We start from the raw sequence: 22931 nt of genomic DNA on the forward strand, positions 1-22931 counted from the left end.
CCGCTGCCTTTAGGCGCGCAGATGCCAGACATAGATGACAGTCTTCAGCGCGATGAGCCCGGTGAGTACGCTGCCCATCGGGAGTACTGTCAGCGCGCGCGCCGCGATACGCCTGAGCTGGGCCTTGCGTGCGGCTGACAGCCGCGCAGGCTGTTCGGCTCCGTCGCACGAGCGGTCCAAGCCATGGGACAAAATCGACATCTGGAAATCCTTCCCTGGCGCGGTGAGACGGCCGCTCCAACCTGCTTCGTATGATGTCCGTCGCGACGTAGGATTGCGAGATGAGCACCACGGCCGCCGTATAGGATTGTCATAAGGATGCTGATCGTCGCACCGGCAGCCCTTTGAAGAGATCGGCGTTCCGCTTCGGCCCGACCCGAGCCGGTGCAGGATCGGAATGCGTCATGCCGATCGCTGCGGCAAAGGCGAGCCGCAGTCGAGGTTCCTCGATTTGCCTGCAGAAGCATTCCAGCGTCGCCTCCGCGTCCTGCCGCCGCCCGGTAAGTGCCGCGCAGAGCCGGGAGCTGGTTCGTCGGAAGAAGTGGAGGGAATCCCCGGTGTCACCGCCGAGACGATCGAGCTCGGTCGCCAGCGCCGCAACGTTGAGCCTGTCGGATTCATCCCGGGTCACGGCGAGGCGCAGCAGCGCCAGCTGCCAGGCGCGGAGCAGCTTGTGAGGTCCTTGGACTGATTGCAGCATGAAATGCCCTGCGAAGCGTCAAGCCCCGACGCTGTCGATCAGCTCCTCGTCGGCGATCGCAGCAAATGCCCGCACAACCGCTCTCTGTGCGACGGCGTCCAGCGGCACGATCGGCAGCCGTGTAGCGGCCGACATCAGGCCAAGCACGCTCAGGGCGTATTTGAGTGCGGCCGGGCTGTCTTTCGCGAAGCAGGTGGTGAGCGGAATCAGTCGCTTGTGCAGATAGCGCGCTGTTTGCAGGCGGCCCTGCCTGACCTGCGAGAAGATCGTGCGGCCAAGATCAGGGGCGATGTTGGAGACCTCCGAAATCGCTCCGTCGCCGCCGGCGGCGATATAGCTGAAGGTGGTCGTATCCTCGCCGGACAGCAGGCGAAAGCCCGCCGGAAGTAGTCGGCTCAGCCGCATCGGGCGGGTTGTGTCGCCGCCGCCATCGCGCAGGCCGACGAACTGGCGCGACTCAACGAGGCGCAAAAGGGTTTCGTCGGCGAGTGGGCGCATCGTGCGGGAGGGAACGTCGTGCAGGATCACCGGCAGTCGGGTCGCGCCGGCAACCGCGCGGAAATGCGCGAGCATCCCCTCCTGCATCGGCTTGTTGTAGGCGGGCACCACCGACATGATGGCATCGGCGCCGGCCGCCTCCGCACGCCGCGCGAGCTCGACCGCGCCGCTGGTTGCATTCGACATCGCGCCGGCGATAACCCGCACGCGGCCGTGGGCGACGTCAACTGCGGTGCGGATGGCGAACTCCTGCTCGGCCGGCGAAAGCGTCGGTGCCTCGCCGGCTGTCTCGCAGACCACGATCGCGGGAACGCCGGCCGCGACCTGGCGCTCGCAGAGTGCCGCGAACGCCTTGAAATCGACAGCGTCAGCCGCATCGAACGGCGTCGGTAGATCCGGAATGAAACCGGTAAACCAGGCAGAGGGAGGAATGAACATGGCTTTCCCGCGGAAATGGCGCCCGCTCAGGCGGCGCGCTGCGAGACGATAGTGTTGGGGTTCTTACCCATGTCGAGCTCGATCTCGCGCGGCAGCTCGACGATGGTCTCGGGATGGTATCCGTTCTCGAACAGCGCGTATTTGACGGCTTGAGCGCGGCTGACGAATAGGCCGCCATAGAGGCCGTTCTGCTCTTGCGCGATCCATTGGCCCCTTTGGTTCCGGCCAATGAAGACGATGGTCGACGGCGAGCTGCACGAGGGAGGTTCGACGAGTTTCACGGACGTATTCCTTCCGATTGAACGAGGTCGCGGGCGCATGTCCCGCAACCGTCCGATCAATATCGGAGCAAGCAGATATGATTTCGAGTGAGGCTGCGCGGTGATCTCATAGGCGCGTCATAAAGGCGGGCGTTCAGGTCAGCTCATTGACGATATGAACCAGGGCAAAAAGTGCGCCAAACGCGACGCATTCATCCCAATGATTGAGAACGGGACCGAACGGCGCCTCGCGTCTGAGAAGGGCAACACCAGCGCACAGAATGATCGACATCCACAGTAGCGCTTTGAGGCTTCGTCCGAATCCGATGCTGCCGAACGCCGCAAAGGCGGCCAGAAGCGCCACGCGCACGGCAAAGCGCGCTATCACCCGCGTCGGGTTCAGGGCCCGCGATATGTCCGAAGATTGCGGCAAGGCATGCCCTGACCGGTGGCTCAGCTGAAATTCTCGCAGCCGACTGGTTCGTAGAACGGGTCGGGGGCGGGGCGAACGGAAGGGACGCTCGGTCGCGAGGCTTCCGCGGCCCGCGCCTGCACCTCCACGAAAGCCGACAGCAGCGCGATCGCGAGGTCGCCGTGGCATCCTTCCGTTGACGCGTCGAGCCAATCCGGCAGCTCGCGTTCGCGCGACAGTGCGCAATGCCACTCGCCTTCGTCGTAGGCGATGCGGCGGACGTGCCACAGCGGCAGTTCGAGCTCCATCAGCACCAGCGCAGCATCGGCCCAGGCCTCCGCGTCGATCAGGCGCATGACGCGAGCGGTGCGTTCGGACTGCCCGAGCGAAGGAAAGCGGCGGCAGGCCTTGTCGATGATCTCGAGCATCAATGGCCGGGTCATTGTCTGCGCATGGCGCAGGCGGCCGGCAAGCGAGGAGGGATCGTAATGCAGGGCGGTCATGTCAGCCTCCTGGAATGGGCGTCGGTCAGTCGGCCGGCCTCTTCAGGGTGGCGGGAACGCCATTTGAAAACGAGATGGAAAGGAGATGGGAGATATAGGAATCTCATAAAAGCTGGCACGCCCCGCGTATGGACGCGATGCGTTGCCAGCGCCCTCCGCTGTCATCCCCGCGAACGCGGGGGATCCATAACCCCAGGGAGATGTTGTGGAGCGAAATTCTCACCACGAGTCTTCGCCAAATATCTCCCTGTGGCTATGGGTCCCGGATCTGCGCTTCGCCTGTCCGGGACGACAGTGGAGGTGTCTCGCGGGCATTGCCCTATCCGTCCGTCCTTTATGAGATTCCTATAACTTCGCCATAGCCCTCGTCTCGAAAACCTATGGGCGTGGTGGCACTTCAGCACGGTCAAAAGGCCCGCTTGGAGCCATGAGAATGCGTTGCGCATCTCTCCACGAGCTTCGCCGGGTCCCCGAGAGAGTGTTGCTCCCGACATAGGGACGCAACGAGGAGCATCCCCATGATGGACATTCTGATGCTGGTGCTGGGCTTCGGCTTCTTCGCCCTTGCGATCGGTTACACCTACGCCTGCGAACGGCTGTGACGGAGCGGATCATGATCTTCGATTATGCGCTCGCCGGTGCCGTCTCGTTCGGCCTCCTGATCTACCTCACCTATGCGCTGCTGCGGCCGGAACGGTTTTGAGCCGTGCTGCTGCTCGTCGAATTGCTGCTGGCCGACGTCGCGCTCGTCGGCTGCCTGCTTGCGGTGTTGCTGCCGCTGTTGCGCCGGACACCAAGCCTGAAGGGTTAATGCCATGACTGTGATCGGTTGGCTCCAGATCGTTCTCTTCTGCGTCATCATTGTCGCGCTGACCAAGCCGCTCGGCTGGTACATGACGCGCGTGTTCAACGGCGAGCGGACGTTTCTCTCGCCGGTGCTGCGTCCGATCGAGGCCGGCATCTACTGGGTATCCGGCGTCGACGAGAAGCGCGAGCAGCATTGGCTGACCTACACGGTCGCCATGCTGCTGTTCCACGTCGGTGGCTTTCTCATCATCTACGGCGTGATGCGCCTGCAGGCCGTGCTGCCCTTCAATCCGGCCGGGCAGGGGGCGGTTGCCGAGGATCTGTCCTTCAACACCGCGATCTCCTTCATCACCAATACCAACTGGCAAAACTACGGCGGTGAGAGCACGATCTCCTATCTGGTCCAGATGGTGGGCCTGACGCACCAGAACTTCCTTTCGGCCGCCACCGGCATTGCGCTCGCAGTTGCGCTGATCCGCGGCTTCTCGCGCGCCTCGGTGCGCACCGTCGGCAATTTCTGGGTCGACGTGACCCGTTGTACGCTCTACGTGCTGCTGCCGATCTGCATCGTCTATACGCTGTTCCTGGTCTGGCAGGGCATGCCGCAGACGCTCGGCGACTATGTCGAGGCGACGACTCTCGAAGGCGCTAAGCAGACCATTGCCGTCGGTCCGGTGGCTTCGCAGGTTGCGATCAAAATGCTTGGCACCAATGGCGGCGGCTTCTTCAATGCCAACGCCGCGCACCCCTTCGAGAATCCGACCGCGCTGTCGAACTTCGTGCAGATGCTGTCGATCTTCGTGCTGGGCGCGGCGCTGACCAACGTGTTCGGCCGCATGGTCGGCAACCAGCGCCAAGGCTGGGCGATCCTGGCCGTGATGGGCGTGCTGTTCGTCGCCGGCGTCACTGTGACCTATTGGGCCGAAGCCAATGGCACCACGATGCTGCAGGCGCTCGGTCTCAACGGCGGCAACATGGAGGGCAAGGAGGTCCGCTTCGGCATCGTTGCCTCCTCGCTGTTCGCCGTGGTCACCACGGCCGCCTCTTGCGGCGCGGTCAATGCCATGCATGACAGCTTCACCGCACTCGGCGGCATGATCCCGCTGATCAACATCGAGCTCGGCGAAATCATCGTTGGCGGCGTCGGCGCCGGCATGTACGGCATGCTGCTGTTCGTCATCCTCGCGATCTTCGTCGCCGGGCTGATGGTCGGCCGCACGCCCGAATATGTCGGTAAGAAGATCGAGGCGCGCGAGGTCAAGATGGCGATGCTGGCCATCCTGGTGCTGCCGCTGATGATTCTGGGCTGGACCGCCGTCGGCGTGGTCTATCCCGCGGCGGTCGCCTCCATGGCGAATGCCGGCCCGCACGGCTTCACCGAAGTGCTCTACGCCTATACCTCGGGCACCGGCAACAACGGCTCGGCCTTCGCGGGCCTCACCGGCAATACCTTCTTCTACAACCTCACGCTGGCAAGCGCGATGTTCGTCGGCCGCTTCTTCATGATCATCCCGGCCATGGCAATCGCGGGGTCGCTCGCGGAGAAGAAATCCATCCCGCCCTCCATGGGTACGTTTCCGACCACAGGAGGTCTGTTCGTTGGCCTCGTCGTCGGCGTCATCCTGATCATGGGTGGCCTGACCTTCTTCCCGGCACTCGCGCTCGGCCCGATCGTCGAGCATCTTGCGATGAACGCCGGCAACCTCTTCTGATTGTCTGGAGCGACCTCCATGGATACGACAAAACTGCAAAAGCGCGCGTCCGTCTCGGCGATGCTCGATCCCAAAATCGTGATGCCTGCGATCCGCGCCTCCATCGCCAAGCTCGACCCACGGCTGATGGTGAAGAATCCCGTGATGTTCGTGGTCGAGATCGTCGCCGCGCTCACCACCGTGATCTTCCTGCGCGATCTCGTCACGGGCGGAACGAATCTCGGCTTCACCTTCCAGATCATCGTCTGGCTCTGGTTCACGGTGTTGTTCGCCAATTTTGCCGAAGCGGTGGCCGAGGGCCGCGGCAAGGCGCAGGCGGATTCGCTGCGCAAGACCCGTACCGAGAGCCAGGCCAAGCTCCTGACCGGCGCGGGTCAGGATTTCAAGCTAGTGCCGGGCACCAGCCTGAAGGTCGGCGACATCGTGCTGGTCGAGGCGGGCGACACCATCCCATCCGACGGCGAGGTGATCGAGGGCGTGGCGTCGGTCAACGAGGCCGCCATCACCGGCGAATCCGCGCCGGTCATTCGCGAGTCCGGTGGCGACCGCTCGGCGGTGACCGGCGGCACCCAAGTGTTGTCCGACTGGATCCGCGTCCGCATCACGGCGGCCCAAGGCTCGACCTTCATCGATCGCATGATCAAGCTGGTCGAGGGGGCCGAGCGCGCAAAGACGCCGAACGAGATCGCGCTCAATATCCTGCTCGCCGGTCTCACCATCATCTTCGTGTTCGCCACCGTCACCATTCCGAGCTACGCGGCCTATGCCGGTGGTTCGATCTCGGTGATCGTTCTGGTCGCGCTGTTCGTGACGCTGATCCCGACCACCATCGGCGCTTTGCTGTCGGCGATCGGCATCGCCGGCATGGATCGCCTGGTGCGCTTCAACGTGCTGGCGATGTCCGGCCGCGCGGTCGAGGCAGCCGGCGACGTCGACACGCTGCTGCTGGACAAGACCGGCACCATCACGCTCGGTAACCGCCAGGCGACGGCATTCCGCCCGGTGCGCGGCGTGACCGAGCAGGAGCTGGCGGACGCCGCCCAGCTGGCCTCGCTCGCCGACGAGACACCGGAAGGTCGTTCCATCGTCGTGCTTGCCAAGGAAAAGTACGGCATCCGCGGCCGCGACATGGCCGAGCTAGGGGCCACCTTCATTCCGTTCACGGCGCAGACCCGCATGAGCGGCGTCGACGCCGGCGGATCCTCGGTGCGCAAAGGCGCGGTCGATGCCATGCTCAACTATGTCGGCGGCGGCGCGCCGATGGCCGTGGCCTCGGGCAATACCGCGCGGGCCATCCAGCCTGCAGCGCTTTCGGAGATTGGCCGCGAGATCCAGACCATCGCGGACGACATCTCGAAAGCCGGCGGCACGCCGCTGGCCGTGGCCAAGGATGGCAGGCTGCTCGGCGTCATTCAGCTCAAGGATATCGTCAAGGGCGGCATCCGCGAGCGTTTTGCCGAGTTGCGTCGCATGGGCATCCGTACCGTCATGATCACCGGCGACAACCCGATGACGGCGGCCGCGATCGCCGCAGAAGCGGGTGTCGACGATTTCCTGGCCCAGGCAACGCCTGAGGACAAGCTCAAGCTGATCCGCGACGAGCAGGCCAAGGGCAAGCTGGTGGCGATGTGCGGCGACGGCACCAACGACGCGCCCGCGCTCGCGCAGGCCGATGTCGGCGTCGCCATGAACACCGGCACCCAGGCCGCGCGCGAGGCCGGCAACATGGTCGACCTCGACTCCAACCCGACCAAGCTGATCGAAGTGGTCGAGATCGGCAAGCAGCTGTTGATGACGCGCGGTGCGCTGACGACGTTCTCGATCGCCAACGACGTCGCAAAGTACTTTGCGATCATCCCGGCGATGTTTCTGGCGTTCTACCCGCAGCTCAACGTGCTCAACGTCATGAACCTGTCGAGCCCGCAGAGCGCCATCCTGTCGGCGATCATCTTCAACGCGCTGATCATCGTCGGATTGATTCCGCTCGCATTGAAGGGTGTCGCTTATCGCGCGGTTGGTGCCGGCGCGCTGCTTCGGCGCAACCTGCTGATCTACGGCCTCGGCGGCATCGTCATTCCCTTCATCGGCATCAAGGCGATCGACCTCGTCGTTGTTGCCTTGCACCTGGCTTGAAATATCGATGCGAGTGACGAGCGGAAAATCAAGCCTCCACATTCCGGGGCGCCTCGGAGAGGCGAACCCGGAATCTCGAGGTTCTCAGGTGCGCAATTGCGCACCAGTTCGATGCTTCGCATCACCCCTGAACGACGGGAGAGAAGCTTCGCTCGCCGTGATGAAATAATAGGAGAAGACCCAACATGCTCAGAGAAATCCGCCCTGCCATCGTCCTCTTGCTGGTGCTCACCGCCATCACGGGCCTCGCCTATCCGCTCGCCATGACCGGCATCGCCGGCGCGATGTTTCCCGCACAGGCGCGAGGCAGCCTGATCGAGAAGGACGGCAAGGTGGTCGGCTCCACCCTGATCGGGCAGGAGTTCAAGGACAGCAAATATTTTCACAGCCGCCCCTCGGCGACGCTGGCGCCGGACCCGAATGATTCGACCAAGACGGTCGCGGCGCCCTACAACGCCGTCAATTCGGGCGGCTCCAACCTCGGCCCGACCAGCAAGGCGCTGGCCGACCGGCTGAAGGAGGATGTGGACAAGCTGAAAGCCGAGAATTCGAACGCCGCGGTGCCCGTCGATCTGGTCACCACCTCGGCCAGCGGTCTCGACCCCGACATTTCGCCGGAAGCGGCGCAATTTCAGGTGCCTCGCGTGGCCAAGGCGCGGAATATGTCGGAGGACCAGCTCAATCAGCTCGTTGCCTCGAACACCCAGGGCCGGCCGCTCGGCCTGCTGGGCGAACCGAGGGTTAACGTTCTTGCGCTGAACCTCGCACTGGATCGTGCCGCCGCGAAGTAGCGCTCTAGGCTGAGAATATCAGGATGATTATATTGGGCTGATGGTTCAACAGCGCCGCGATCCCGAACAACGACCGTCTCCCGAGGCGCTGCTGGAAGCCGCGCGCCGGGAGGAGAGCGCGAGCGGCAAGCTGAAGATTTTCGTTGGCGCCGCCCCCGGCGTCGGCAAGACCTACGAGATGCTGCAAAGCGCCCATGCCAGACGCAAGGCCGGCATCGATGTCGTGGTCGGTTTCGTCGAGACCCATGGCCGTGCCGAGACCGAAGCGCTGGTGCGGGGGCTGGAGGTCGTCCCGCGCAAGCGGCTCGATTATCGTGGCCAGATCGTCGAGGAAATGGACCTCGATGCCGTGATCGCACGACGGCCGAAGATCGCATTGGTCGACGAGCTCGCCCATACCAACGCGGCCGGGAGCCGGCATCCCAAACGGTATCTCGACGTCGAGGAGCTGTTGTCCCACGGCATCGACGTCTACACCGCCGTCAACATCCAGCATATTGAAAGCCTGAACGACGTCGTCGCCCAGATCACCCACGTCCGGGTGCGTGAGACCGTTCCAGATTCGATCTTCGATCGCGCCGATGCGATCGAGCTGATTGATCTCACGCCCGACGATCTCATTCAGCGCCTGCGTGAGGGCAAGGTCTACGTCCCCAAGCAGGCCGAGCGCGCGCTGGAGCACTATTTCTCGCCCGGAAATCTGACCGCGCTGCGCGAGCTCGCCCTGCGGCGCACGGCTGAACGGGTTGACGAGCAGTTGCTCAATCACATGCAGGCGAACGCCATCGCGGGTCCCTGGGCCGCGGGCGAGCGCATCCTCGTCTGTGTCAGTGAGGATCCGCGCGCCGCCGGGCTCGTGCGCTACACTAAGCGGCTGGCCGACCGGCTGCACGCGCCGTTCACCGCGATCTCGATCGAGACGCGGCGCTCGCTTCAGCTTTCCGATGAGGAGCGCGACCGGCTGGCCGATACGCTACGGCTGGCTGAATCGCTCGGCGGCGAGGCGCTGACGATTCCTGCCGTCGGCCGCCGTATTGCCGACGACGTCATCAGCTTTGCGCAAGGCAACAACGTCACGCAGATCGTGATCGGCAAGTCGACGCGCTCGCGCTGGTTCGAGATGACGCGTGGCTCCGTCGTGCATGATCTGGTGCGCCGCGCCGGCAATATCAGCGTTCACGTCATTCCCGGCGACGAGCAACCGGACGAGACGGCACCGAAGACGGCGGTGCAGACCGCCGCGCGGTCCGAGCCGTTCGATCCGCTGCCTTACCTGAAGTCGCTCGGCATCGTGCTGGTCGGCCTCGGCGCCGCCGAGTTGCTCCAGCCGCGGTTCGGTATCGAGAACGTGGATCTCGTGCTGCTGACCGCCGTGGTCGGCGTTGCGGTGCGCTACGGATTGTGGCCGTCGCTGCTCGCGAGCTTCGCAGCCTCGCTCGCCTATAATTTCTTCTTCTTGCCGCCGGTCTACACCTTCACCATCACTGATCCGACCAACGTCGCGGCGTTCTTCTTCTTCATGCTGATCGCGATCCTGGTGTCGAACGTCGCCGCGCGCGTGCGCACGCAAGCGGACACCGCGATTGGCCGCATCAGGACCACCGAGCAGCTCTATGCCTTCAGCCGCAAGCTCGCCGGCACCGCCACGCTTGACGACGTGCTATGGGCGTCGGCCTATCAGATCGCGCTGATGCTGAAGGTCCGCGTGGTGCTGCTGCTGCCGGAGGACGGGCTACTGACGGTGAAGTCCGGCTATCCGCCGGAGGACCAGCTCGACCAGGCCGACCTTGCCGCCGCAAACTGGGCCTGGAGCAATGATCGCTCGGCCGGACGCGGTGCAGATACGCTGCCGGGCGCAAAGCGGCTGTTCCTGCCGATGCGCACCGGGCGTGGTCCGATCGGCGTCATCGGCATCGACAACGATCGCACCGGCCCGCTGCTGACACCGGACCAGCGCCGGCTGCTGGACGCGCTGGTGGATCAGGGCGCGCTCGCAATCGAGCGCGTGCTGCTGGTCGAGGACATGGACCGGGTCAAGCGTACGGTCGAGTCCGAACGGTTGCGTTCGGCGCTTCTGACCTCGATCTCGCACGATCTGAAGACGCCGCTCGCCTCGGTGCTGGGCGCAGCCTCGACCATGCGCGATCTCGCCGGCGCGCTGTCCGACACCGAGAAGCGCGATCTGCTGGCGACCGTGATCGATGAATCCGAGCGGCTCAACCGCTTCATTGCCAATCTGCTCGACATGACCAAGCTCGAATCCGGCGCGATCGTGCCCAACACGGCGCTGCACGATCTCGGCGAGATCGTCGGCAGCGCGCTGCGGCGGGCTTCCAAGATCCTCGCGGCCCATAAGGTAGAGCTGGTGCTGGCCGCAGATCTACCCATGCTCGAGCTCGATGCCGTGCTGTTCGAGCAGGTACTGTTCAATTTGCTCGATAACGCCGCGAAATACTCGCCGCCCGACACCGCGATCGCGATCAGGAGCCGGCGCGAGCGTGATCAGGTGGTGCTGGAGGTTGCCGACGAGGGGGCCGGCATTCCGCCGGACGAGCTCGAGAGCGTGTTCGACAAGTTCTACCGCGTGCAGAAGGGCGACCATGTCCGTCCGGGCACCGGGCTCGGGCTTGCCATCTCGCGCGGCTTCGTCGAGGCGATGCGCGGTACGATCACGGCCGCCAACCGCAGCGACCGGAGCGGGGCGATCCTCACCATTCGTCTGCCCGTTCCGGCACAGACCCACGCATTGGATACCGCCGCATGAGTGCAGCTGCGATCAAGGTTCTGGTGATCGACGACGAGCCGCCGATCCGCAAATTGTTGCGGATGGGACTCTCAACACAGGGCTACGAAATCCTGGAGGCGTCGAACGGCAAGATCGCCTTGGAGAAGCTCACAGAGGGGCCGGCCTTGATCATTCTCGATCTCGGCTTGCCCGATATCCAGGGCCATGAGCTGCTGCGCACCATCCGCGCCCGCAATGAGGCGGTGCCGATCGTCGTGCTGTCGAGCCGCGGCGACGAGGCCGGCAAGGTGCAGGCGCTGGATCTCGGCGCAGATGATTATCTGACCAAGCCGTTCGGCATGGACGAGCTCTTGGCACGCCTGCGCACCGCGCTACGCCACCAGCTCCAGGTGCAGGGCGAGCGCCCGATTTTTCGCACCGGCGATCTCTCGGTCGATCTCGTGCGGCGCATCGTCAAGCTCGGCGAGCGCGAGATAAAGCTGTCGCCCAAGGAATACGACCTGCTGCGCGTGCTGGTCCAGCATGCGGGCAAGGTGTTGACCCATCGCTTCCTGCTCAAGGAGCTCTGGGACGAGCTGACTGATGCGCAATACTTGCGCGTCTACGTCCGCCAGCTCCGCCAGAAGATCGAGGCCGATCCGGAGCGCCCGCAATATGTGCTGACCGAGACGGGAATCGGGTATCGATTGAAGGCGGGGGATTGAGTTGGTCGTCGTTCCGGGGCGAGCGAAGTATCGAACTATGGTGCGCAATTGCGCACCTGAGAACCTCGAGATTCCGGGTTCGCCTCTTCGAGGCGCCCCGGAATGACGTTGCTTGTTAGCCCGCCTTCCGATGCCGTGCCCTCGCGCGGTGCGCCTTATTGGCAGCTTGCCGCCGGCCGGTTGCGCGCCTCGCATGCGACTTCGCGGCCGTCTTCTTTCCGCCGCGCCCCTTCAGGCTCTGCTTCAACGCATCCATCAGGCTGACGACGTTGCTTGGCCGCTCCTCCGGCTCCGGCAGTTCGATCGTCTTGCCGCTCGCCTTGCGCTTCATCAGTGCCTTCAACGCGATCTCGTACTCGTCCTTGAATTTGCTGGGATCGAAATGCGCGGCCTTGGTGTGCAGGATGTGGCCCGCGAGCTCGACCATGTCCCTGGTGATCTTCGGGCTCTTGATGTCGTCGAAAAACTGGTCTTCGTCGCGCAGCTCGTAGGGGAAGCGCAGCGTGGTGCCAAGCAGGCCTTTGCCAAGCGGCTCGATCGCGATGATGTGCTCGCGGTTGGTGAGCACGATCTTTGCGAGCGCGACACGCTCCTGGTCCTTCATGGCGTCGCGGATCACGGCAAAGGCGTCGATCGCCGCCTTGCCTTCGGGCGCGATATAATAGGGATGGTTGAGATAGCGCTGGTCGATCTCCTCGCTCGGCACGAAGCTCTCGATGTCGATGGTGTGGTTGCTCTCGATTTGGACGGCCTCGATCTCCTCCGACTCGATCTCGACGTATTTGCCTTTGCGCAACTCGTAGCCGCGACCCTTCCGGTCACTTTCGACGACGTCGCCGGTCTCGGCATCCACCATCTGCTGCTTGAGGCGGTGCCGGTCTCGCGGTTGATCATGTGAAACCGGGTCTTCTCGGCCGCCGTGGTCGCGGGGTAGAGTACGACCGGGCAGCTCACCAGCGAGAGTTTCAACGTTCCCTTCCAATAGGCGCGCGGAGCCATTCCGTTCTCCAGTGATTTCAAGAGGTTTTGGAACCCCAACCGCGCGATCGGGTTTTGGTTCCGGGTGGGACTTTTGCCGTGATAGGCTGAATGCCGAAAGAGAAGCGGGACCGGTCGTGCTGCAAAAACTCTCCACTTACCGAAAGAAGCGTGACTTCGAGAAGACGCCGGAGCCGTCGGGCAAGACGGCAGTGGCGCCATCGAAGCAGCGGCGTTTCGTGATCCAGAAGCATGATGCCACCCGGCTGCATTATGATTTGCGCCTCGAATTCGATGGCGTGTTCAAGTCCTGGGCGGTGACCAAGGGCCCCTCGCTCGATCCGCACGACAAGCGGCTGGCGGTCGAAGTCGAGGATCACCCGCTCGACTATGGCGACTTCGAAGGCACGATTCCCGAAGGGCAGTATGGCGGCGGCACGGTGATGCTGTGGGACCGCGGCACCTGGGAATCCGATGATCCCGAAGCTGGCTTCAAAAAGGGCGACCTCAAGTTCACCCTGCATGGTGACAAGCTGCATGGAAGCTGGGTGCTGGTGCGCATGCGCAACCGCGGCGGCGAAAAGCGCACCAACTGGCTGCTGATCAAGCACCGCGACGAATATGCCAGCGAAGACGACGACATTCTGGCGGAGGACAAGTCGGTCGCCTCCGGCCGCGCCATGGCGCAGATCGCCGGAGGCAAGGGACGCGCGCCAAAGCCGTTCATGCTGGCGAAGGGCGCGGGCAAGGCCGATGCGGTCTGGCAGTCCAATCGTGCCGAGGAGACCAAGGGGCGTACGGTTAAGCCCGCGCCTCGCACGGCGCTGAAGGTCGGCAAGCCGGCGAAGAAGAAGACTACCACCGCAACGACCGCTAAAAAGGTCTCGGAGATGCCGGACTTCGTCGCGCCACAGCTCTGCACGCCGGTCGAGCGGCCGCCGGCCGCCGACGGCTGGTGCCACGAGATCAAGTTCGACGGCTACCGCGTCCAGCTCCGCACCGAGGACGGCAAGGCGACGCTGAAGACGCGCAAGGGCCTCGATTGGACCGATAAGTTCGCTTCGATCGCGAAGGAGGCGGGTGGGCTTCCCGATGGCATGATCGACGGCGAGATCGTCGCGCTCGATCACAATGGCGCGCCGAATTTTTCCTCGCTCCAGGCCGCTCTGTCGGACGGCAAGACCGAGGAGCTGATCTTTTTTGCTTTTGATCTGCTGTTCGCCGATGGCCTCGATTATCGCCGCCTGCGGCTGGGCGAACGCAAGGAGCGCCTGAAGAAGTTGCTGGAGGCGCGCAAGCGCAAATCCGGCCAGATTCGCTATGTCGAGCATTTCGAGAGCGGTGGCGATGCCGTGCTGCAATCGGCCTGCAAGCTGGAGCTTGAGGGGGTGGTGTCGAAGAAGCTCGATGCCCCTTACCGGTCGGGCCGCACCGAGAGCTGGACAAAGGCGAAGTGTCGCGCTGGCCATGAGGTCGTGATCGGCGGCTACAAGACCACCAATGGAAAATTCAGCTCGCTGATGGCGGGCGTGCATCGCGACGATCATCTCGCTTTCGTCGGCATGGTCGGGACCGGGTTTGGCGCCGACAAGATCAAACGCATCATGCCGTCGCTGAAAGCCATGGAAGCCAAGGAAAGCCCCTTCGGCGGCAAGAATGCGCCGAAGAAGACGCGGGACGTGCATTGGCTGAAGCCGGAACTTGTCGCCGAGATCGAGTTTGCCGGCTTCACCGCGGACGGCAACATTCGTCAGGCCGCCTTCAAGGGCCTGCGCCAGGACAAGCCGGCGGAGGAGGTGGAGGCGGAGACGCCGGCGGATGTCGAACTGGCAAAACCTGCGGACAGGAAGCGTGCCGCCTCGAGGGCGAGCAAGCCATCGAAGGCTGGCACCTCCGGAGTCATGGGGGTCGTCATCTCCAAGCCGGAGAAGGAGCTATGGCCGGATGGCGGAGACGGCGGGGGCATCACCAAGCTCGATCTCGCGCGATACTTCGAGGCGGTCGGCGCATGGATGATCGAGCACATCAAGGGCCGTCCCTGTTCGATCCTGCGCGCGCCTGACGGCATTGGCGGCGAGAAGTTCTTTCAGCGGCATGCCATGCAGGGCACCTCGAACCTGCTCGAACTTGCAAAGGTGTCCGGCGATCGCAAGCCGTATTTGCAGATCGACCGCATCGAGGGACTCGCCGCGGTGGCACAGATCGGCGGGGTCGAGTTGCACCCATGGAATTGCGCGCCTGATGCTTATGACACGCCGGGCCGGCTGGTGTTCGATCTTGATCCGGCCCCCGACGTCAGGTTCGCCGAGGTCGTCGAAGCGGCGAAGGAGATGCGGCAGCGGCTCACCGATGTCGGCATGGAGAGCTTCTGCAAGACCACGGGCGGAAAGGGGCTGCACGTCGTGGTGCCGCTGCTCTACGGCGCGGGCGATAGCGTGAGCTGGAAGGAAGCCAAGGCTTTCGCGCAAGGCGTCTGCCAATGGATGGCAAACGATGATCCCGAACGCTATCTGCTCAACATGTCGAAGAAGCTGCGCAACGGGAAGATCTTCCTCGACTATCTGCGCAATGATCGTATGTCGACGGCGGTGGCGCCGCTGTCGCCCCGAGCGCGCGCTGGTGCCACGGTGTCGATGCCGCTGACCTGGGCGCAGGTGAAGGGCGATCTCGATCCGAAGCGCTATACGGTGCGCACTGTGCCCGGCCTGCTGGCGCGATCGAAGGCATGGGATGGCTATGACGATGCGGCCGCGCCGATCAAGGCGGCGATCAAGAAGCTTGCGGGGAAGATGAAGTAGGTCGGTGCTACGGGCGTAGCTCTTGTAGGGTAGGCAGAGCGACTTGTCCGCCGTAGCTCGAAGAGCGAAGGCGGAAGCGTGCCCACCATCTTTTTGTAGCGGAGAGGAAAGGTGGGCACGGCGCAAAGGCGCCTTTGCCCACCCTACGAGATCCTCGTTGTGTCGCTAGATCCGTCCCATCAGCAGCAGGATCAGCAGAATGACGATGATGAGGCCGAGGCCGCCGCCGCCATAGTAACCGGTGCCATAGAACGGACCGCCGCCGATGCCGCTGAAGCCGCCGAGCAGCGCGATGACCAAAATGATCAGAATGATCGTACCGATAGACATGCGAATCTCCTCCAGCCCTTTGTTGAAAGGGTCGTTTGCACCTGTCCCTTTGTGCGGAGGCAACTTGCCGCATGTTTTAAAGTTCCGGATTCGAAACGGGACGGCAGGTCCCAACTTGCATGGAACCTTTGCGCGTCCCGACGGCATGATTATGTGAGGATCAGTCACCACGGGCAGAGACCATGTCAGCACCGCTTGTCGTTTCCATTCCGCATCGTCTCGGCCGCGAGGAGGCGGTGCGTCGGCTCAAGACCGGGCTCGGCCGCGCTGCAGCGAGCATTCCCGTGATGCAGGTCGAGGAGGAGCGCTGGAGCGGCGACAGTATGAATTTCCGCATCCGCGCGCTCGGACAGATCGCGAGCGGCCAGGTCGACGTCGCCGACGATCATGTGAAGGTCGAGGTGGTGCTGCCGTGGTTATTGCAGCGCTTCGCGGAGATGGCGCAGGCCGCGATCCGCAAGCGCGGGCAATTGCTGCTCACCAAGGACGAAGGCAAGTAGGCGTCAGGCGCGGACGCGTTGCTGCGCGGATCTGATGGCGCTTGCCGTGCGGGCCTCGATGACGGCAGCAGGAAAATCGCGAAAAGCCCGCGTGACTGGAAGCTCGTTGCTCGCGAGGCCCGGAGCGGTATAGCCGGCGATGTCGACTGTCGCGTCAAGACCCTCCAGCGTGGGCCATTCCCGGCCCGCTTGTGTGAAGGGCGCGAACTGGCGCCCGGTCACGACGATCGCCGCGTCGCGACCATGGCGGCGGGCAAAGGCGATGATGTGGTCCGCGTGCGTGCCGCTTACCTCCAGCGGTTGATATTCGCCCTGTGCAAAGACGTCGGCGAGCGCGTTGCGCAGCTTGAGCAGATGCCGGGTCCAGGCGAGCTTGAGCTGGCCATCCGGCCAGCTCTTGATCAGGCTGGTCCAATCCGGCGCCTCCAGGGCACCCAGGGCCGTGCTGCGCGCGGCAAAATCCACCGAGCGGCGGTTGTCGGGATCGACCAGCGAGAGGTCCCAATGTTCGGTGCCTTGGTAGAAATCGGGTATGCCCGGCAGTGTTGCCTTCAGTGTGAGCTGACTCAGTGAGTTCAGCGCGCCGAGCAACGCGATGCGACGGGCCAGCGTCTGAAGCGCCGCCAGGAATTCGCCCGACAGCGTGGGATCGAGGATCTTCGCGATGAAGTCCCTTATGCCGCTCTCATACGCCTCATGCGGATTGAGCCAGCTCGTTTCTTCCTTGCCCTCGCGCGCGGCTTTCAGCGCATAGGCCTGGATGCGTTCGACCAAGTCGGCATCCAGCGGCCCTTGAAGCGGCCAGGCGCCGAGCAGGGTTTGATAGAGCATGTACTCGAACGTGGCCGACGGCGCGCGCAGATTGCCGTGCAGGGAGAGGTGCGGCGCGTTGAGCACCTTCCAACGCGCCACTGCGCTGGTCCATTCGCCGGGAATCTCGCTGAGCGCCGCGATCCGTGTGCGGGCATCCTCGCCACGCTTGGTGTCATGGGTGGCGGTCGCCGTCATCCCTTGCGGCCATTCCCTGGCGCGGGCCCGCATGGCCTCGTGGAAGGCGGGAATAGTGAGGCCTTTGCTCGCGGGATCGCCGCCCACCTCGTTCAGCGCCAGCAGCCGGTGGAATTGATAGAACGCCGTGTCCTCCAGCGACTTGGCCATCATCGGCCCGGTGAACTGCTGCACCTTCAGTGCGAAGCGGCGCACGCGCGGGGCGCTGTGCGGCGGGCGACCGGGCTTGAGCAGGTCCATGGTCAAGGCGTCGCGCAGGAAGTCGAAGATGCCTTCGTCTGCGGCGAACCACTCGGCGCGCGCGCGCGCGATGGTGTCGTCGATCAGCTTGCGATCAAGGGCCGTTGGGCCACTGTGGGTCAGGTAGGTGCGGTAGACCGGGAAGTGCAGCACATACAATTCCAGCGCCTGCCGCAGGCTGTCGGCGGAGAAGTCCCGGGTCGAATAGTGCCCGTTGGCGATGCGCGCGAGCAGGCGCGTCAGCACGGTGAATTCGCTGGTCAGCAGCGTCTCCAGCACGCGCCTTTTGGCGTCCTTGACGTAAGGCGCGAGCCGTGGCGGCCGGTTGCTGATTTGCCGCCAGGTCTCGTCCAGCGCCTCCAGCCCGTTAGGCTCGACCAGCACCTGGATGATGGCGTTCATCCACTCATAGCCGGTGGTGCCCTGAACGCCGGCGAAGTGCGGCAGCTTCTCGTGCTCGCAGAGGATCTTTTCGATCACGGTGTAGAACGGCTTTGTGTTGCCTTGCGCGTCACGCACGAGGCGACGCAGCCGCTGGCAATATTGCGCGGGATCGCGCAGGCCGTCGATGTGATCGAGGCGGATGCCTTGCAGCTTGCCGTCGGCGACGAGCTGCTTCACCAGCCGGTGCGTCGCGGCGAATGTGCTCGCCTCCTCGACACGCAGGCCGGCGAGCCCGTTGACGTCGAAGAAGCGGCGATAGTTGATGTCGCTGGAGGCGAGCCGCCAGTGCCCGAGCTTGTAGTGCTGGCGCTCCAGCAGATGATGCAGCGCCAGCGTCTGCGCCGGGCGGTCTTGGGCCGCGCGGTAGGCGGCGAGGCCGTGGATAATGATGTCGGCGCTGCCTGTGATCTCCTTCAGCTCGGCCTTGAAGGCGGGGGCTTCCTTGCGGTTCGGCCTGCGCAGGCCCGTGTAGCGCGCGGCGAGCGAGAGCAGGCGCTTGCCGGCCACGGTATCGGCGGCGTCCGACTCCTTCACGATCATTCGCAATATCTCGCCATAGCGCTCCGGCGCGATCGGCAGGCGATGCTCGAAATACCAGGCGGAAAAGCTACCCTCGTCGGGATCGTAGCGCAGCTCGATCTCGCCGCGCTCCAGCGCCTCGCCATAGGACGCGCCGAGGATCGGCAGCAGCACGCCGCCGCGGGCGCGGAAGGCCAGTTGATCCCAGTCGATATCGAAGGAGATCGCGTGCGGCGAGGCCTGGCCCCATTCCAGCACGTCGAGCCACCAGGGATTGTCGGCGAAGTGTACGCCGACGTGATTGGGCACGAAGTCGATGATGAGGCCGAGGTCGTGCCGTTTGAGCGCCTCGCTCAGCCGCGCGAAGCCGGCTTCGCCGCCGAGCTCCGGATTGAGCTGGCTGTGATCGACGGTGTCGTAGCCGTGAGTCGAACCCTTGCGGGCCTTCATCACCGGAGAAGCATAGAGATGGGTGATCCCGAGCGCCTTCAGATAAGGCACCACCGAGGCGGCCTTGTCGAAGTCGAAATCCGCGGTGAGCTGAAGCCTGTAAGTCGCGAGAGGAATCGCGGAAGGCATATCAACCTCCGAGATACCAAGCCACAGACCAGGGCGGAAGCCGGTCGCCGGCCGCGCCGCCCCAGATCGGCGTGCCCGCATGATTGCTGGAATGGACGATATCCTTGCCCGACAGATTGGCAGTGAGCCGCAGCGTCGTGCCATCGCCCATGCGCCAATGCGCGGTGAGCAGGCCACCGTCTGCCGCCTCGGCGTCGCCGAAACGCGCGCCCTTTAGCCGCGGTGCGATTTCCTTGCGGCGAAGCGCGAGCAGATCGCGCACCAGCGCAAGCCGTCCGTCCTGCTCCGGCGTGCGGCCGCTCCAGTCGAGCAAGGCCGATTGCGGCGTCGTGGGAGCGAGCGGGTCCGGCACCTCGTCGCCATACTTTTCGTAGGCCCAGGCATACTCCTGTTTGCGCCCCTTGCGCACGGCGTCGGCAAGCCCGCCCTGGAAATCGCAGAAGAACGGGAAGGGGGCTTTTGAGCCCCACTCCTCACCCTGAAACAGCATCGGCACCATCGGCGCGAGCAGCGTCACCGCAAGCGCCGCCTCGATCTGCTCAGGCGATGCCAGGCTCTCGAGCCGTTCGCCGAGCGGCCGGTTGCCGATCTGGTCGTGGTTCTGCAGGAAATTGACGAAGGTCGCCGGCGGCAGTTCACCGCTCGCCTCGCCGCGCGGCTTCTTGCCCCAGAATTCCGAGATCTCGCCCTGATAGACGAAGCCGGAAGCGAGCGCGCGCGCCAGATCCATGCGCGGTGTCTGATAGTCGGCGTAGTAGCCGGCGTGCTCGCCGGTCAGGATGACATGCCAGGCGTGGTGATAATCGTCATTCCACTGTGCGCGATATTGGCCACTCGGCGGCTCCTGCGCGGCATTGAGCAGGCCGGCGCGGTTGTCCCCGTTTTCCAGCACGAGATGAATGTGCCGCCCCGTGGCCTTGGCGAGCTCGCCCGCGGTGACGCTGAGGTCCTGCAACATCGATTGCTCGCCGGGGATCGCCATGATGTGGTTGGCGGCATCCAGCCTCAAGCCGTCGAAGCGATAGTCGGTCAGCCAGGACAACGCATTCTCGACCGCGAAAGCCCGGACCTGCGGCACGCGATAATCGATCGCGCTGCCCCAGGGAGTGTGCGCATCGGTGAAGAAGCTCGGCGCGTAGCGGCCGAGGTAATTTCCTTCGGGCCCAAAGTGATTGTAGACGACGTCAAGAAACACCATCAGCCCGCGCAGATGTGCTTCGTCGATCAGCGCCTTCAGCTGCTCGGGGCGGCCATAGGCGCTGTCGGGCGCGTACCACAGCACGCCGTCATAGCCCCAGCCGCGGCGGCCGGCGAAGTCGGCCAGCGGCATCAGCTCCAGCGCGGTGATGCCGGTCGCGACGAGATGATCGAGCTTGTCGATCATGGCGCGATAGGTGCCGTCCGGCGTGAAGGTGCCGACATGGGTCTCGATCAGCACCGTCTCTTCCCAGGGGCGGCCGCGCCATTCCTTTGCGCGCCACGCAAATGCGTCGTGATCGATCACCTCGCTCGGGCCGAACACGTCCTCGGGCTGGAACGCGGATGCCGGATCGGGCACGTCGATCTCGTCGTCGATCCTGAATTTGTAGGGGCTGCCGACGGACAGGCCGCCGATCTCGGCGACATACCAGCCATCCTGTCGACGCTGCATCGCGTGCCGCCGGTCGAGCAGCAGATCGACCCGACGCGCACCGGGCGCCCACAATCGGAACGACACGCCGTCCTTGGTCGGCCTCGCCCCGAATGATGGCCTCATAGCGCCCCCGCGAAGGCGAGCACGGAGCGCGGCGGCGCCTTGCTGTCGCTTCCGGCCAGGAAATCAACGCTGTTCAGCTTGGCATCCGTCGTGTTCAGGATCTGCTGCCAGCTCTTGTATTCGGGCATTTTGGGCAATTTGAATGCAATCTCTTCGGGGGCTGCGTTCAATACGATAAAGATCGCCGCGCTGCCCGGTTCCATCGGTCCCATCACATAAGAGAGAAACCGCCCATCCGGGAATGTCCAGTCGCTTTCCGTCATCTCGTCGCCGGCGGGCGTCAGCCACAGCGCACCGTAGGAGATGCCGTCCTTAGGCCTGCCGTCGAGCCAGCGATGGCTGCGAAGCTGCGAGAAGCGGCGGCGGATGTCGGCGAGACCTGAGACGAAATCGACCATGTCGTCGTCGTCCCTGCCAAGATTGTCCCAGCCGACCCAGCCAACCTCGTTGTCCTGGCAATACGCGTTGTTGTTGCCGGACTGCGTGTTGCCGATCTCGTCGCCGGCAAGGATCAGGGGGATGCCCTGCGCCAGCATCAGACAGGCCAGCGCATTCTTGCGCAGCTGCCGTCGCAGCGCGAGGATGTTGGGATCGTCAGTCGGGCCCTCGACACCGCAATTGTTGCTGTGGTTGTCGTTGGAGCCGTCGCGATTGTCCTCGCCGTTGGCTTCGTTGTGCTTTTCGTTGTAGCTGAAGAGGTCCGCGAGCGTGAAGCCGTCGTGCACGGTAATGTGGTTGATGCTGGCGCGCGGCCGCCGTCCGTCATGGTTGAACAGGTCGGACGACGCCGTCATGCGGCTGGAGATATCGCCGATCAGGCTGCCTTCGCCGCTCCAGTAGCGGCGCATGGCGCTGCGATAGCGATCGTTCCACTCCGACCATTGCGAAGGGAATGCGCCGACCTGGTAGCCGCCAAGCCCGAGGTCCCACGGCTCGGCGACGAGCTTGACGGTGGCGAGCACGGGGTCCTGGCGGATCGCGGTGAGGAAGGAGATGCCGCGGTCAAATCCGTTCGGGCTACGCGCGAGCGTGGTGGCGAGGTCGAAGCGGAAGCCGTCGACATGGCAGACCTCGACCCAGTAGCGCAGCGAGTCCATCACCATCTGCAGCACGCGCGGATGGGTCAGGTTCACCGACGAGCCGCAGCCGGTGAAGTCGTCATAGTAGCGCGGGTTCTCGCGGTTCAGCCAGTAATAAGAGGCGTTGTCGATGCCGCGATAGCACAGCGTAGGTCCGAGATGATTGCCTTCGGCGGTGTGATTGTAGACGACGTCGAGCATCACTTCGATGCCGGCGTCGTGCAGGCGTGCGACCGTGGTGCGGAAGGAATCGAGCGCATTGTCCTGGGCGTAGCGCGGCTCGGGTGCGAAGAAGGACAGCGTGTTGTAGCCCCAATAATTGGCGAGCTTCTTCTCGACCAGGATGCGGTCGTCGACGAAGCTGTGGATCGGCAGCAGCTCGATGGTCGTGACGCCCAGTTTCTTCAGGTGCTCGATCATCGCCGGCGACGACAGCCCGCCATAGGTGCCGCGCAAATTCGGCGGCACGTCGTCGCGCTTCTGCGTCAGGCCCTTGACGTGGGCCTCGTAGATGATGGTGTCTTCCCAGGGAATGTTGGGGCGGATCTCGCGCCGGCCCCAGTTGAAGGTCTCGTCGACTACGACGGCCTTGGGCATGCCGCGCGCATTATCGCGCCGGTCGAACGACAGGTCCTCGCGCGCCGAGCCGGTGCGGTAGGCGAAATGTGCGTCGCTCCAGACCAGACGTCCAGCAAGGCGCTTGGCGTAGGGGTCGAGCAGCAGCTTGTTGGCGTTGAAGCGGTGACCGTGCTCGGGCTCGTAGGGGCCGTGCACGCGATAGCCGTAAAGCTGGCCCGGCGAGACGTCGTTGAGATAGCCGTGCCAGACATCCTCGGTGCGCTCCGGCAGCTCGATGCGCTCGAGCTCGCGCCGCCCCTGGGTGTCGAACAGGCATAGCTCGACCTTCTGTGCGTTAGCGGAAAACAGCGCGAAATTGGTGCCGCGTCCGTCCCAGCTTGCACCGAGGCGTGCGGGCGATCCAGCAGTCAGGCGCAT

18 protein-coding genes and 1 pseudogene are annotated in these 22931 nt (G+C 64.2%); 8 read left to right on the forward strand and 11 right to left on the reverse strand.

The window, feature by feature from the left end; genetic code table 11:
- Nucleotides 1-9: 9 nt before the first annotated feature.
- From ACWAT4_RS09855 to ACWAT4_RS09880, 6 genes are all read right to left on the reverse strand, one after another.
- Nucleotides 10-201 carry a hypothetical protein gene (locus ACWAT4_RS09855; RefSeq protein ID WP_212446657.1) on the reverse strand — a complete coding sequence of 64 codons (192 nt, stop codon included), beginning with the start codon at nucleotides 199-201 and terminating at the stop codon, nucleotides 10-12.
- A gap of 109 nt (nucleotides 202-310) precedes the next feature.
- Entirely contained in the window at nucleotides 311-700 is a 390-nt protein-coding gene (locus ACWAT4_RS09860; protein ID WP_212446658.1) for a hypothetical protein, read from the reverse strand.
- An 18-nt stretch (nucleotides 701-718) separates the two neighbouring features.
- Complete coding sequence (dapA, locus tag ACWAT4_RS09865; RefSeq protein ID WP_212446659.1) at nucleotides 719-1636, reverse strand: 4-hydroxy-tetrahydrodipicolinate synthase; 918 nt, start codon at nucleotides 1634-1636, stop codon at nucleotides 719-721.
- 26 nt (nucleotides 1637-1662) lie between these two features.
- Nucleotides 1663-1917 carry a hypothetical protein gene (locus ACWAT4_RS09870; protein WP_212446660.1) on the reverse strand — a complete coding sequence of 85 codons (255 nt, stop codon included), beginning with the start codon at nucleotides 1915-1917 and terminating at the stop codon, nucleotides 1663-1665.
- Nucleotides 1918-2050: 133 nt separating this feature from the next.
- Nucleotides 2051-2329: a hypothetical protein gene (locus ACWAT4_RS09875; protein WP_212446661.1), complete on the reverse strand. Its 279-nt coding sequence runs from the start codon at nucleotides 2327-2329 to the stop codon at nucleotides 2051-2053.
- 20 nt (nucleotides 2330-2349) lie between these two features.
- Entirely contained in the window at nucleotides 2350-2811 is a 462-nt protein-coding gene (locus ACWAT4_RS09880) for a hypothetical protein (protein ID WP_212446662.1), read from the reverse strand.
- Between the two features lie 613 nt (nucleotides 2812-3424).
- Between ACWAT4_RS09880 and ACWAT4_RS09885 the strand changes: the two genes are divergently transcribed.
- The 6 genes from ACWAT4_RS09885 to ACWAT4_RS09910 all read left to right on the forward strand — a co-directional run bounded on the left by ACWAT4_RS09885 (nucleotide 3425) and on the right by ACWAT4_RS09910 (nucleotide 11704).
- Entirely contained in the window at nucleotides 3425-3514 is a 90-nt protein-coding gene (locus ACWAT4_RS09885) for a K(+)-transporting ATPase subunit F (RefSeq protein WP_035698142.1), read from the forward strand.
- 112 nt (nucleotides 3515-3626) lie between these two features.
- Nucleotides 3627-5330, forward strand: coding sequence for a potassium-transporting ATPase subunit KdpA (gene kdpA / locus ACWAT4_RS09890; RefSeq protein WP_449730438.1), 1704 nt, complete (start codon nucleotides 3627-3629; stop codon nucleotides 5328-5330).
- A gap of 18 nt (nucleotides 5331-5348) precedes the next feature.
- Nucleotides 5349-7463, forward strand: coding sequence for a potassium-transporting ATPase subunit KdpB (gene kdpB / locus ACWAT4_RS09895; RefSeq protein WP_449730439.1), 2115 nt, complete (start codon nucleotides 5349-5351; stop codon nucleotides 7461-7463).
- Nucleotides 7464-7648: 185 nt separating this feature from the next.
- Nucleotides 7649-8254 (forward strand): K(+)-transporting ATPase subunit C, encoded by a 606-nt coding sequence (locus ACWAT4_RS09900; protein WP_449730440.1) that lies wholly within the window; start codon nucleotides 7649-7651, stop codon nucleotides 8252-8254.
- Between the two features lie 40 nt (nucleotides 8255-8294).
- Nucleotides 8295-11018 (forward strand): DUF4118 domain-containing protein, encoded by a 2724-nt coding sequence (locus ACWAT4_RS09905; RefSeq protein WP_449730441.1) that lies wholly within the window; start codon nucleotides 8295-8297, stop codon nucleotides 11016-11018.
- Entirely contained in the window at nucleotides 11015-11704 is a 690-nt protein-coding gene (locus ACWAT4_RS09910; protein ID WP_212299077.1) for a response regulator, read from the forward strand. The genes ACWAT4_RS09905 and ACWAT4_RS09910 overlap by 4 nt, the downstream gene beginning before the upstream one ends.
- 115 nt (nucleotides 11705-11819) lie before the next feature.
- On the opposite strand, the pseudogene ku reads toward ACWAT4_RS09910, so the two are convergent.
- Nucleotides 11820-12703: pseudogene (gene ku, locus ACWAT4_RS09915) on the reverse strand (non-homologous end joining protein Ku).
- A gap of 116 nt (nucleotides 12704-12819) precedes the next feature.
- On the opposite strand from ku, the gene ligD reads away from it, so the two are divergent.
- On the forward strand, nucleotides 12820-15480 hold the full coding sequence (gene ligD / locus ACWAT4_RS09920) for a DNA ligase D (protein ID WP_449730442.1): 2661 nt from the start codon (nucleotides 12820-12822) through the stop codon (nucleotides 15478-15480).
- Between the two features lie 165 nt (nucleotides 15481-15645).
- Here ligD and ACWAT4_RS09925 read toward each other — a convergent pair whose 3' ends face one another.
- The gene (locus tag ACWAT4_RS09925) at nucleotides 15646-15810 is read right to left on the reverse strand and encodes a DUF3309 family protein (RefSeq protein ID WP_211384334.1); all 165 of its coding nucleotides are present in this window, start codon (nucleotides 15808-15810) and stop codon (nucleotides 15646-15648) included.
- A gap of 182 nt (nucleotides 15811-15992) precedes the next feature.
- On the opposite strand from ACWAT4_RS09925, the gene ACWAT4_RS09930 reads away from it, so the two are divergent.
- Nucleotides 15993-16310 (forward strand): polyhydroxyalkanoic acid system family protein, encoded by a 318-nt coding sequence (locus ACWAT4_RS09930; RefSeq protein WP_212299075.1) that lies wholly within the window; start codon nucleotides 15993-15995, stop codon nucleotides 16308-16310.
- Nucleotides 16311-16313: 3 nt separating this feature from the next.
- On the opposite strand, the gene treY is transcribed toward ACWAT4_RS09930, so the two are convergent.
- The 3 genes from treY to glgX are packed head-to-tail and all read right to left on the reverse strand — an operon-like array spanning nucleotide 16314 to nucleotide 22931.
- Nucleotides 16314-19100, reverse strand: a complete 2787-nt coding sequence (gene treY, locus ACWAT4_RS09935) for a malto-oligosyltrehalose synthase (RefSeq protein ID WP_449730443.1) — start codon at nucleotides 19098-19100, stop codon at nucleotides 16314-16316.
- 1 nt (nucleotide 19101) lies between these two features.
- Nucleotides 19102-20856, reverse strand: coding sequence for a malto-oligosyltrehalose trehalohydrolase (gene treZ / locus ACWAT4_RS09940; protein WP_449730444.1), 1755 nt, complete (start codon nucleotides 20854-20856; stop codon nucleotides 19102-19104).
- The gene (glgX, locus tag ACWAT4_RS09945) at nucleotides 20853-22931 is read right to left on the reverse strand and encodes a glycogen debranching protein GlgX (RefSeq protein ID WP_212299072.1); all 2079 of its coding nucleotides are present in this window, start codon (nucleotides 22929-22931) and stop codon (nucleotides 20853-20855) included. The genes treZ and glgX overlap by 4 nt, the downstream gene beginning before the upstream one ends.

This window comes from Bradyrhizobium sp. T-1 (assembly GCF_053592855.1).

Bases quoted from the DNA above. Each gene is read 5' to 3' on its own strand.
- kdpB (WP_449730439.1), top strand. From the start codon at position 5,349: ATGGATACGACAAAACTGCAAAAGCGCGCGTCCGTCTCGGCGATGCTC.
- treZ (WP_449730444.1), bottom strand. From the start codon at position 20,856: ATGAGGCCATCATTCGGGGCGAGGCCGACCAAGGACGGCGTGTCGTTC.
- ACWAT4_RS09925 (WP_211384334.1), bottom strand. From the start codon at position 15,810: ATGTCTATCGGTACGATCATTCTGATCATTTTGGTCATCGCGCTGCTC.
- ACWAT4_RS09855 (WP_212446657.1), bottom strand. From the start codon at position 201: ATGTCGATTTTGTCCCATGGCTTGGACCGCTCGTGCGACGGAGCCGAA.
- dapA (WP_212446659.1), bottom strand. From the start codon at position 1,636: ATGTTCATTCCTCCCTCTGCCTGGTTTACCGGTTTCATTCCGGATCTA.
- ACWAT4_RS09885 (WP_035698142.1), top strand. From the start codon at position 3,425: ATGATCTTCGATTATGCGCTCGCCGGTGCCGTCTCGTTCGGCCTCCTG.
- ACWAT4_RS09860 (WP_212446658.1), bottom strand. From the start codon at position 700: ATGCTGCAATCAGTCCAAGGACCTCACAAGCTGCTCCGCGCCTGGCAG.
- ACWAT4_RS09930 (WP_212299075.1), top strand. From the start codon at position 15,993: ATGTCAGCACCGCTTGTCGTTTCCATTCCGCATCGTCTCGGCCGCGAG.
- ACWAT4_RS09880 (WP_212446662.1), bottom strand. From the start codon at position 2,811: ATGACCGCCCTGCATTACGATCCCTCCTCGCTTGCCGGCCGCCTGCGC.
- ACWAT4_RS09910 (WP_212299077.1), top strand. From the start codon at position 11,015: ATGAGTGCAGCTGCGATCAAGGTTCTGGTGATCGACGACGAGCCGCCG.
- ACWAT4_RS09900 (WP_449730440.1), top strand. From the start codon at position 7,649: ATGCTCAGAGAAATCCGCCCTGCCATCGTCCTCTTGCTGGTGCTCACC.
- ACWAT4_RS09905 (WP_449730441.1), top strand. From the start codon at position 8,295: ATGGTTCAACAGCGCCGCGATCCCGAACAACGACCGTCTCCCGAGGCG.
- treY (WP_449730443.1), bottom strand. From the start codon at position 19,100: ATGCCTTCCGCGATTCCTCTCGCGACTTACAGGCTTCAGCTCACCGCG.
- kdpA (WP_449730438.1), top strand. From the start codon at position 3,627: ATGACTGTGATCGGTTGGCTCCAGATCGTTCTCTTCTGCGTCATCATT.
- glgX (WP_212299072.1), bottom strand. From the start codon at position 22,931: ATGCGCCTGACTGCTGGATCGCCCGCACGCCTCGGTGCAAGCTGGGAC.